The sequence below is a fragment of the Burkholderia cepacia complex sp. TUM26381 genome, assembly GCF_057439935.1.
The window spans coordinates 191276-202621 of record NZ_CM172006.1 but is presented as its reverse complement, the minus strand read 5'-3'; the positions used below and the strand labels follow the sequence as shown (position 1 = coordinate 202621).

The following is an 11346-nucleotide window of genomic DNA, read 5'->3' as shown; positions in this document are numbered from 1 at the left end:
GGCGGAGTGGCCTCTTGCGAGGCACACTCCGCCGTTTCGCGGCGAACCGTCAGACGCTCTTAGTGGAGCTTCTTCGGCAGCATCTGGCTGCGCAGGCGCTTGTGCAGGCGCTTGACGGCTGCTGCCTTCTTGCGCTTGCGGACTGCGGTCGGCTTTTCGTAAGACTGGCGCTCACGCAGTTCAGCGATCAGGCCATTTTTTTCGATAGCACGGCGAAAGCGGCGAATCGCCACTTCGAACGGCTCGTTTTCTTTCAGAAGAATCGTCGTCATGTCGTTCCTAAATTGCTTAAACGGTCAAAAACGTAGCGGCCAAGCGCCACGCACCGGCCATCCGAGCGTCCCCCAACAACAGGCGAAACGAGCGGAAATACGGCCTCGGAGGCCGGAAATGAGAGGCGGAAAGCACCGCGAGTACGCTTCACAAGCCGCGTGCAGCGCCGCGTTTGACTGCCAGCAGACATGCCGAAAACGGCAGAGGCTTGACAGAAATCTCAATTCAGCCCGCCATCATAGCAGGGAATCACAGACAAAACCACCCCTTTGTCGGTCGCGTGTGCACAGCGTTACGACTGCGTGCCCGGGCCGGTCTCTGCCCCCGTTAATGCCGGCATCGCGTCGCGCCCGTTTGAAATGACAAATATGGATAAAAAATCGGGCCGAATCTCAACGCGCCCCTCAAGTTTTGTTTTGGTGCGCCGAAATCCTGCTCTGAGGCGGCCAGCAATGAACGAGTGCTTCCGCCGACGCCAAAACGGCTTTCCAGGGCTTTCGGCTTAAACAGGAGAATTTCCATGCTCGGAATTAACAGCAACATCAACTCGCTGGTTGCACAGCAGAACCTCAGCGGCTCGCAAAACGCCCTGTCGCAGGCCATCACGCGCCTGTCGTCGGGCAAGCGCATCAACAGCGCAGCAGACGACGCAGCAGGCCTCGCGATCTCGACCCGGATGCAGACGCAGATCAACGGTCTGAACCAGGGCGTGTCGAACGCGAACGACGGCGTGTCGATGATCCAAACGGCATCGAGCGCACTGTCGTCGCTGACGAACAGCCTGCAACGTATCCGCCAGCTGGCCGTCCAGGCGTCGACGGGCACGATGTCCACGACCGACCAGGCCGCACTGCAACAGGAAGTTGCGCAGCAGATCCAGGAAGTGAACCGTATCTCGTCGCAAACGACGTACAACGGCACGAACATCCTGAACGGCAACGCAGGCATCGTGTCGTTCCAGGTCGGCGCAAACGTCGGCCAGACGATCTCGCTGGACCTGAGCCAAAGCATGTCGGCAGCCCAGATCGGCGGCGGCGTCGTTCAGACGGGCCAGACGGTCGGCACGATCACGGGCCTGAGCCTCAACGCAAGCGGCGCATACACGTCGTCGGGCGCAACGATCACGGCCATCAACGTGACGTCGGACGGCAAGGGCGGCTTCACGTTCACCGACCAGAACGGTTCGACGCTGTCGAGCACCGCAGCATCGGCAGTCTTCACGACGTCGGCAGGTACCGCGTCCAACGGCCAGGCCGTCACGCAGATCTCGATCAGCGCGGGCGCGACCAGCTCCAGCATGTCGGCAGCATCGCTCACCGCGATCTCGAACGCCGTTGCGCAGATCAACGCCGTCAACAAGCCGTCCACCGTGTCGACCCTCGACATCAGCACGGTCAGCGGTGCGAACGTCGCGATGGTGTCGATCGACAACGCGCTGCAGACGGTGAACAACCTGCAGGCAGCACTCGGCGCGGCGCAAAACCGTTTCACGGCAATCGCCACGGCGCAGCAAGCGGAATCGACCGACCTGTCGTCGGCACAGTCGCAGATCACCGACGCGAACTTCGCGCAGGAAACCGCGAACATGTCGAAGAACCAGGTGCTGCAGCAAGCAGGCATCTCGGTGCTCGCACAGGCGAACTCGCTGCCGCAGCAGGTCCTGAAGCTCCTGCAGTAATCGCGTAGCAACCCACGGCCGGGCTCCGCGTAACGCGCGGCCCGGCCGCAGGCACTTGGCGCGCGGGGCCTTGCCCCGCAGCCAGGTCTTCATCCAGAATCTCACGGATCATCCGCCGCACGGAGCAACACGATGTCGACGATCAATTCCGCCGTCAATTCCGCCACCGCCTCGGCCAACAGCCAGCTGCAGCAGGCTGCCCAATCGATCATCAGCGGTTCGACCGGCAACTCGTCGATGGACGTCAACTCGCTCGTGACGGCACTCGTCAATGCGAAGACCGCCGGTCAGGCTGCCGCGCTCAGCGCGCAGCAAAGCAGCGACAACACCCAGATTTCCGCGTTCGGCGCCCTTTCGGCCGCGCTGAGCGCACTGCAGGCCAGCATCACGACGCTGTCGAACGGCTCGCTGCAGAACACCTTCACCGCCACCGCGAGCGGCACCGGCCTCACCGCGACCGCGGGCGCCGGCGCGGTGGCCGGCAGCTATTCGGTCGGCGTCACGCAGATCGCGACGTCGCAGTCGCTGTCGTCGGCCGCGTTCGGTTCGTCGACGGCGCTCGGCACCGGCACGATGACGCTGTCGCTCGGCAGCAAGTCGTTCACGGTCGACGTGAACGGTACCAACAACACGCTGTCCGGCATCGCCGCCGCGATCAACAACACGGCCGGCAACCCGGGCATCGTCGCGTCGGTCGTCAACGGCAGCGACGGCGCGCACCTCGTGCTCAGCTCGACGCCGACCGGCGCGGCGAACACGATCAGCGTCGCGCTCAGCAACGTCGCCGGCGACAACGGCCTGTCCAGCCTCGGCGTCACGTCGACGCCCAGCACGACGGGCGGGCAGTCGACGTTCACGTCCGCGAACGGCAGCGCCGCATGGAAGCAAAGCACCGCCGCGCAGGACGCCGCGTTCACGATCAACGGGATCGCCGGCACGAGCGCGAGCAACACCGTGACGAGCGCGATCACCGGCGTCACGCTGAACCTGACCAGCGCCGCCGTCAGCGGAACGCAGCCGCAAACGTTGACGGTCGCCACCGACACGAAAACCCAGGCCGCCGCGATCAACAACTTCGCTACGCTCTACAACACGCTCGTCACGACGATGGGCTCGCTGTCGAGCTTCACGTCCGGCGCGTCGTCGCAAGGCCCGCTGCTCGGCGACTCCACGCTGAACACGATCAAGAACGCGCTCGCGTCGATCGTCGCAAGCGGCGTGAACGGCAACGGCTCGACGGTCAACCTCGCGTCGATCGGCGTCACGCTGCAGGCCGACGGCACGCTGCAGGTCGACAACACGGCGCTCAACGGCGCGCTGCAGAACAACCCGACGGGCGTCGCATCGCTGTTCAACTCGACGAACGGGATTGGCGAGCAGCTGACGACGAACATCACGAACTACACGAAGACGAACGGGCTGATCGCCGCGCGCACGACGGCGCTCAGCAACGACCTGAAGAACGTCTCGCAACAGCAGTCGAACCTGTCGAACTATGTCGCACAGCTGACCACCCAGTACCAGGCGCAGTTCACCGCGCTCAACACGCTGATGGCGACGATGAACAGCAACTCGCAGTACCTGACGCAGTTGTTCGGCGGCGCGAACAGCGCCGGCGCAATGTCGAACAACAAGAGCTGACCGCTAGCCGGACAGGAGAGTCCAGATGGAACAGACCGAACTGATTGCGCAGCTCGACGCGCTCACCGACGCGATCGAGCACGCAGCCTCGATGGCCGACTGGACCGAGGCGGTGCGCCTCGTCGATGCGCGCTGGACACTCGTCGCGTCGCTCGCGGCCGACCAGCCGCCGGCCGGCATCGCCGCGATCCGCCGCATGCAGACCAGCAACGACCGCATTTTCGCCGACGCGCAACGCGCGCAGCAGGACCTGACCGACGAATACCAGGCGGCCATGAGCCGCGTGCAGGCCGTCGGCCAGTACCAGAGCATCGCGAACCGCTGATCCGTCCCTGGCGCCGCCGCAAGCGCGCGCCCACCCGACAACAAGAACTACACGCTGATGTGAGGGCGTGCTCGTTCGCCTCCGCCCGCCTCGTGCGGGCGTTTTTTTTGCGCGCGGCCGGTCGCGTCGCGACCGCCCGTTCAATCGCCCAAACTGACCGGGCTTTTACCGTCATCTCGCGGCATCGGCGCGGCGGCACGCTACCCATAATGGTATCGACCGACTTTCCGCAGATTTCATCATGCCCTCGTTCGAACTGTCCGCCCCCGCCACGCTCACGCCCGAACAGCAGCTTGCGCAGGACATTGCGCTCGTCATGGACAACGCGCTCGAGCGCCAGCGCAGCGGCGCATTCGACGACGCGCAGGCCCTGTACGAGGCCATTCTCGACGCGGTACCGGCACATGCCGACGCGCACTACAACCTCGCGGTGCTGATGGTGGATACGGGCCGTCCGGCCGACGCGGTGCCGCATTTCGAAGCCGCCATCGGCGCGAACCCGGCCAACGGCTATTACTGGGTCAGCTACATTCACGCGCTGCATCGCAGCGGACAGACGGCCGCCGCGTGGATCGCCGTCGAGATCGCGCAGCAGCGCGGCATCCGCGGCCCCGCGCTCGAAGGGCTGATCGGGCAGATGGCATCGCCCGACATCGTGCTTGCGACCGCGGCGGTGCCCGTCGCCACGAGCAGCATCGGAACGGCGATCGTCCTGGAAGCCGCTTCTGCCGCCGTCGTGCGGAACGACGCCGGCAAGCCGGTTCGACGCCCGAACCAGGCCCTGCTGCAAAAGCACGCCGCCCTGTTCAACAAGAACAAGCATGCGGAAGCCACCGCGCTCGCGAAGCAACTGGTCGCCGACTACCCGGAAGACGGCGCCTGCTGGCGTACGCTGGCCGCGTCGCATCACCGGGAAGGCCGCTTCGCGGAGATGATCGAAGCCGGCTTTCGCACGGTCGAATTGCTGCCGGACGAAGTGCTCGTGCGCATCCTGCTCGCCGATACGTTGCGCGCCGTCAACCGGCTCGCGGAAGCCGACGTCCAATGCCGCCGGCTGCTCGAGCTCCAGCCCGATCACACCGAGGGACTGCGGATCCACGGCCTCGTGCTGTTCGCGATGCGCCGCATCGAAGAAGGGCTCGCGACCTGCCGGCGCGCGGTCGAACTCGCGCCGGGCGCGGCCGCCCCGATGAGCACGCTCGGCTTCGTGCTGCTCGAACAGGGCGCCACGGAGGAAGCGGTGGGCTGGTTGAAGCGCGCGATCGAAATCGACCCGACCGACAGCGTGACGCACAGCAGCATGCTGTTCTGCATCGCGCACAGCAGCGACTTCGATCCGCAGGCGCTCGTCGCCGAACATCGCAAGTTCGGCCAGCGCTACGACAACCACAAGCGCAAGCGCGCGGCCGTGTTCTCGAACTCGCGCGACCCGGCGCGCAAGCTGCAGATCGGCTTCGTATCGGGCGACCTGTTCAGCCACGCAGTCGCCTCCTACGCGGTGCCCGTGATCGAGCAGCTCGCGACCGATCCCGGCATCGCGATGCACTTCTATCACAATCACTTCGAGGAAGATCACACGTCCGAACGCTTCAAGGCCCATGCGACGACCTGGCGCAACGTCGCCGGCATGAGCGACCAGGCCTTCCTCGAGCGTGTGCGCAACGACCGGATCGACATCGTGATCGACCTGTCGGGCCATACGGGCCGCAACCGCCTCGTCGCGCTGGCGCAGCGGGCGGCGCCGGTGCAGGCATCCTGGATCGGCTATCCGGCCACGACCGGCCTCGCCGAGATGGACTACTACCTGACGGATCGCTTCGTCGCGCCGCACGGCGCATTCGACGACCAGTTCGTCGAGCAGATCGTGCGGCTGCCCGCGATCGCGCCGTTCATGCCGCCGCCCAATTGCCCGCCCGTCAACGTGCTGCCGGCGCTGCACAACGGCTACACGACCTACGCCAGCTTCAACCGCCTGAACAAGCTGAGCCCGCACGTGATCGAGGTCTGGGCGCGCGTGCTGCATGCCGACCCGACCGCGCGCATGGCGCTCGGCGCGATCAGCAACGACCGCGATCAGGCCGCGCTGACCGAATGGTTCGCCGCCGCGGGCATCGGTGTCGATCGCCTGACGTTCCACCGGCGCTCGAACATTCCGGTCTACATGCAGCAGCATCACGGTGTCGACCTCTGCCTCGACACGTTCCCGTATACCGGTTCGACGACCACGCTGAACGGGCTGTGGATGGGCGTGCCGACCGTGACGATCCCCGGCGCGACGATGGCCGGGCGCGGCAGCGCGGGCTGGCTGCAGCACGTCGGGCTCGATGCGTACATCGCGACGGACGAGGACGATTTCGTTGCGAAGGCGCTGGCGCTCGGGCACGACACCGCCGCGCTGCAGGCACTGCGCACGGGCCTGCGCGCGCGCTGCGCGCAATCGGCCGCGTTCCGGCCAGACGTGGTCGCGGCCGGGCTGTCGTCGGCGCTGCGCACGATGTGGGCCCGCTGGTGCGCGAACGAACCGGTCACCGCATTCGACACGCCGCTGTTCGACGACACGGCCACCGCACAGGCCGCGGCCGAGGCCTGAACGCCACGCCAGATCGAGAGAGACCATCATGACCGCCAGCCTGCCCGCGTCGTCCGTCGCGCAACTGCCGCACGAACGCATCTACGTCACGCAACCGCATCTGCCGCCGCTCGAGGAATTCGTGCCGTACCTCGAGAAAATCTGGGAAAGCCGCACGCTGACCAACGGCGGCCCGTTCCACCAGCAGTTCGAGCGCGCGCTGTGCGAGTACCTCGGCGTGCCGCACCTGTCGCTGTTCGCGAACGGCACGCTGGCGCTCGTCACCGCGCTGCAGGCGCTGCGCATCACCGGCGAGGTCATCACGACGCCGTACTCGTTCGTCGCGACCGCGCATTCGCTGCTGTGGAACGGCATCAAGCCGGTCTTCGTCGACGTCGCGCCCGGCACGCTCAATCTCGACCCGGCACGCATCGAGGCGGCGATCACGCCGCAAACCACGGCGATCATGCCCGTGCACTGCTACGGCAATCCGTGCGACGTCGACGCGATCCAGAAGATCGCCGACAACTACAACCTGCGCGTGATCTACGACGCCGCACATGCGTTCGGCGTGCGCAACGCCACCGGCAGCGTGCTGACCCACGGCGACCTGTCGGTGCTGAGCTTTCACGCGACGAAGGTGTTCAACACGTTCGAGGGCGGCGCGATCATCTGCCCCGACGCGAAGACCAAGCAGCGGATCGATCACCTGAAGAACTTCGGTTTCGTCGACGAAGTCACGGTCGTCGCGCCCGGCATCAACGGCAAGATGAGCGAAATCAACGCCGCGTTCGGGATGCTGCAGTTGCAGCACATCGACGGCGCACTCGCGCGCCGCCGCGAAATCGACACGCTGTACCGCACGCTGCTGGCCGACGTGCGCGGCATCCGCTGCGTGCCGCTCGGCGGCCAGACCGTCGCGAACCATGCGTATTTCGCGATCCTCGTCGACGAAGACTATCCGCTCGACCGCGACGCGCTGTACCAGAAGCTGCGCGACTACGACGTGTACGCGCGCCGCTACTTCCATCCGCTGATTTCGGATTTCCCGATGTACCGCGGGCTGCCGTCCGCGAGCCGCGACAACCTGCCCGTCGCGACCGAGGCGGCGCGCAAGGTGCTGTGCCTGCCGATCTATCCGGCGCTCACCGACGACATGGTGCGCCGCATCGTCGGGCTGATCGCCGCCTGACGCGCGGCGCCTACAGGTAGCGCTCGCCGGCCGCGCGCGCGCGGATCCGGCGCGCGGGGTTGCCGTACGCGACCGTGTACGGCTCGACGTCGTGCAGCACGACCGCGCCCGCACCGACGACGCTGTGCTCGCCGACCACGATCCGGTGCCGCAGCATCGCGCCGAGGCCAATCGCCGCGCCGTGGCCGATCCGGCAGTTGCCGCCCGTGACGACGCCCGGCGCGAGGCTCGAGAAGTCCGCCATCACGCCGTCGTGGTCGAGCGATGCCTGGGTGTTGACGATGCATCCTTCGCCGATCGTGCAGCACGGGTTGATCACCGCGCCGGCCATCACGACCGAGCCCGCGCCGATCGTCGATGCGTTGCCGACGCGCGCGCCCGGATGCACCGCCGATACGCACGGCAGGCCCGGCACGAGCGTCGCGAGGGCGGCCGTCACGTTCTCGCGCGCGTGGTTGTCGCCGATGGCGACCAGCAGCCCGGCGATGCCGTGCGCATCGACCAGATCCGGCAAATCGCGCTCGGCGCCCAGCACCGCGTAGCCGAGCGTTTCCTCGCCGCGGGGCCGGAACGAATCGATCAGCCCGGCGATCCGGTACCGGCCGGCCTGTTCGACGATGTCGATCACGACCTTGGCGTGACCGGACGAGCCGACGATGACGATGTTTTCCACGAGGGCCTCGATTGATCTGAAAAGCAGGAGCGGCATCGCCGCGTTCCCCGCAGTATGCCGTGTCGCCGCGCCCGCGCGGCGTGCGCCGTCAGGTCAGACGGTACGCACCGTATCGTCCGCCGTCATGCAACCGGCGGCAAACTGCGCGGCAAACGCCACCCGCACGCGCTCGGCCAGCCGGATCCAGCTGTCGTCGCGCCCGCGCCGGAACAGCCGCACCGTGCCCGGATACCAGGGTGAATCCTCGCGGCCGTGCATCCAGCGCCAGTCCACGTCCTGATTGGGCAACAGTACCCAGCAAGGCTTGCCGAGCGATGCGGCCAGATGTGCGGTCGACGTGTCGACGCACACCACGAGATCGAGTTGCGCGACGATCGCGGCCGTATCGGCGAAATCGTCCAGCTCCGAACCCAGGTGCAGCAACGGCAGCCCGCCCGGCGGCTGGCGCGCCTCGTCCTCGCCCTGCCCCTTCTGCAGGCTCACGAAATTCACGCCCGGCACGCTCCAGAGCGGCGTCAGCAACGCGAGCGACGGCAGCGAGCGGTGCGCATCGTTGTGATGCTTCGGGTTGCCTTTCCATACGAGGCCGACGCGCGGGCCGGCCGGCAGCGCATCGAGGCGCGTGCCCCAGTGCGCAACGCGCGCCGGGTCGGGGGCGAACCGCGCCGGCGGCGGGATCGTGTCGAGCGTCGTGCCCGCGTGCATCGGCGCGCTCAACAGGCTCGTCCAGTAATCGAACTGTGCGGCCTGCGCCGTGGCTGTCTCGTGGTCGAGCACCGCGTCGACGCCGTCGACCGTCTCCATCAGCCGATGCAGCGCAGGCTGGCACGCAAAGACCACGCGCGCGGGCTGTCGCGCCCGAAACGCCGTGAAATAGCGGCTGAACTGCAGCATGTCGCCAAGGCCGTCCTCCTGCCAGACGAGCAGCGTCTTGCCGGCCAGCGGCTCGCCTTGCCACTGCGCGCACCGCAGCACCTCGCGGGTCCGGCGGTGCACGAAGGTCGACTGCTCGTAGCGGGATTCGTAGCGGCGCCAGCCTTCCTCGAACCGGCCGAGCCCGAGCAGCAGCGTCGCCAGCCCGAACCGCGCGTCGTCGTAGTCGGCGCGCAGGTCGAGCGCGCGGCGGTATGCGCGTTCGGCGTCCTCGAGGCGGCCCGCATGCGCGAAGGTCGTGCCGAGGTTGTAGTGCACCTCGGCCATGTCCGGCGCGAGCGCGAGCGCATCGGTAAACGCGGCCGCCGCTTCGTCGTGGCGGCCCTGTGCGCGCAGCACGCAGCCCAGGTTGTTGCGCGGCTGCGGCAGGCCGGGACGACAGCGGATCGCTTCGCGATAGGCGGCTTCCGCTTCGGGCAGGCGATCGAGATTCTGCAGCGCGACGCCGAGGTTGTAGTGTGCCTCCGGATGGTCCGGACACAGCGCGAGCGCCTGCCGGCTGGCCGCTTCCGCTTCCGGCAACCGCTGCAGGTCGACGAGGACCGCGCCGAGATTCGCGTGTGCGAGCGTGTGGTCGGCGCGAACGGCGATCGCGAGCCGGTACGCGAGTTCCGCCTCGGCCGGTCGGCCGAGAACACGCAACACGTTGCCGAGATCGTTCAGCACGTCGGCGGACTGCGGCTCGATCAGCAGCGCCTGCCCGTACGCCTGTTCGGCCTCGTCGAGCCGGCCGAGCGCTTCGAGCACCTTGCCGGACCGGTGATGATGCGACGCCCGCAGCGGCGCGACGGCCGCCAATTGCCGGCGGACGATCGCGTCAGCTTCGGGCAGCCGCCCCTGCGACATGAGCAGCGCGCCAAGGCCCTCGTACGGCGGATCGAACGCCGGCATCGCGTCGATCGCGCGCCGCCACCACGCTTCCGCGTCGGCCAGCCGGTTCAGGCCGAGCGCGCACACGGCCGCGACATGCAGCGCCGCAACGGCCGGCGCCGGCCGGTCGAGCAGCGGCGCGACGTGCGACAACGCGGCGTCAAACTGTCCGCTCTGGCACAGGGTCGCGGCGTGTTGAACGCGCGCGGTTTCGTCTGAAGCAGGTGTCATGTCATGCGGCGATGCGCGGCGCGCACCGCAAACGGACGGTCAGACGGCCGCCGGATTGACGGCCGGGCGGCCGGACTTGCCCGTGGCACGGTCCTTGGCCTCCTGGAGTGCGGCGAGCGTGTCGAGCGCATGCCCTTCGTCGGCCGCGAGATCGACGAGAAACGCGTCGTTGTGCTGCTTGATCCAGTCGAGCGGCATGTCCCACCACGCGAGCTGCAACAGCCGTTCGCGCACTTTCTCCGTGAAGCGGAAGCGGATCAGGCGCGCCGGCGACCCTGCATAGATTCCATAGGCTTCGGTACGGAAGTTCGGCGGAATGACGGACCGCGCGCCGACCACGCAGCCGTTCTCGATCTGGCTGCCGCCGAGGAACAACGCTTCGTCGCCGATCCAGACGTCGTTGTGGATCACGGTATCCGCATACTGCGGCATCGACACATTGGTGAGGCCGTTCCCGTAGAGGCTGAACAGGGTCGTGGAAATGGTCCGGGTCTCGTGCTGGCCGTTCAGCAGGAACCGCAGGCGCATGCCGCCAGCCACGTTGTTGCCGACCACGAGCTTCTGATACCCCTGGTCGTACTTCACGATCGAGCCCACGCCGAGGCTCGAGCACCGGCCGATATGAAACGTACCGACCTGCGCCTCCTCATCGAGCCAGTTACGGAAAAAATTGTTCGGAATCGCCGAAAAGGCGCCGTCCCGGTAGCCCAGCACGATGAATTGCTTCGCCCACGGATGGTCGGACAGCACGCCAGTACAGTCGTCGGAGGTCGTAACGTTCATATGCGGTCGCAGGTTTGCCGGCGCAGCGGCTCGATGCCGAGACCGCCCGGGACAGGATTGGGAGACGACGCAGCGCATCGGCCGCGATCGTGGACGATGCAGTATAGAAAGCGCGCGGGAACGATCGACAACGGATAAGAGCGGCGTTCTGACTTCTGTTCCGCCGATCGGCCCGGCA

General features: G+C 67.1%; 10 protein-coding genes. 5 read left to right on the top strand and 5 right to left on the bottom strand.

All coding sequences use genetic code 11. The features are described 5' to 3' along the window. Positions 1-59: 59 nt before the first annotated feature. Together rpsU and ACWMMN_RS00930 are read right to left on the bottom strand one after the other, a co-directional pair. Positions 60-272 (bottom strand): 30S ribosomal protein S21, encoded by a 213-nt coding sequence (gene rpsU, locus ACWMMN_RS00935; protein WP_006401410.1) that lies wholly within the window; start codon positions 270-272, stop codon positions 60-62. 328 nt (positions 273-600) lie between these two features. Next, positions 601-795 (bottom strand): hypothetical protein, encoded by a 195-nt coding sequence (locus tag ACWMMN_RS00930; RefSeq protein ID WP_155627096.1) that lies wholly within the window; start codon positions 793-795, stop codon positions 601-603. Here ACWMMN_RS00930 and ACWMMN_RS00925 point away from each other — a divergent pair. From ACWMMN_RS00925 to vioA, 5 genes are all read left to right on the top strand, one after another. Continuing rightward, complete coding sequence (locus ACWMMN_RS00925) at positions 794-1951, top strand: flagellin (RefSeq protein WP_059232711.1); 1158 nt, start codon at positions 794-796, stop codon at positions 1949-1951. The genes ACWMMN_RS00930 and ACWMMN_RS00925 overlap by 2 nt on opposite strands. 132 nt (positions 1952-2083) lie before the next feature. Further along, positions 2084-3592, top strand: a complete 1509-nt coding sequence (gene fliD / locus ACWMMN_RS00920) for a flagellar filament capping protein FliD (RefSeq protein WP_059232712.1) — start codon at positions 2084-2086, stop codon at positions 3590-3592. Between the two features lie 25 nt (positions 3593-3617). Beyond that, the gene (gene fliT, locus ACWMMN_RS00915; RefSeq protein ID WP_059232713.1) at positions 3618-3917 is read left to right on the top strand and encodes a flagellar protein FliT; all 300 of its coding nucleotides are present in this window, start codon (positions 3618-3620) and stop codon (positions 3915-3917) included. 241 nt (positions 3918-4158) lie between these two features. After that, positions 4159-6507 (top strand): tetratricopeptide repeat protein, encoded by a 2349-nt coding sequence (locus tag ACWMMN_RS00910; protein WP_059232714.1) that lies wholly within the window; start codon positions 4159-4161, stop codon positions 6505-6507. 28 nt (positions 6508-6535) lie between these two features. Next, a complete protein-coding gene (gene vioA, locus ACWMMN_RS00905; protein ID WP_059232715.1) occupies positions 6536-7678 on the top strand; it encodes a dTDP-4-amino-4,6-dideoxy-D-glucose aminotransferase VioA in 1143 nt (380 codons plus the stop codon). Between the two features lie 10 nt (positions 7679-7688). Here vioA and ACWMMN_RS00900 read toward each other — a convergent pair whose 3' ends face one another. From ACWMMN_RS00900 to ACWMMN_RS00890, 3 genes are all read right to left on the bottom strand, one after another. Then, positions 7689-8351 carry an acetyltransferase gene (locus tag ACWMMN_RS00900; protein ID WP_059232716.1) on the bottom strand — a complete coding sequence of 221 codons (663 nt, stop codon included), beginning with the start codon at positions 8349-8351 and terminating at the stop codon, positions 7689-7691. A 93-nt stretch (positions 8352-8444) separates the two neighbouring features. Next, on the bottom strand, positions 8445-10385 hold the full coding sequence (locus tag ACWMMN_RS00895; RefSeq protein WP_059232717.1) for a tetratricopeptide repeat protein: 1941 nt from the start codon (positions 10383-10385) through the stop codon (positions 8445-8447). A 39-nt stretch (positions 10386-10424) separates the two neighbouring features. After that, entirely contained in the window at positions 10425-11168 is a 744-nt protein-coding gene (locus ACWMMN_RS00890; protein WP_059232718.1) for an LbetaH domain-containing protein, read from the bottom strand. Positions 11169-11346: the final 178 nt, after the last annotated feature.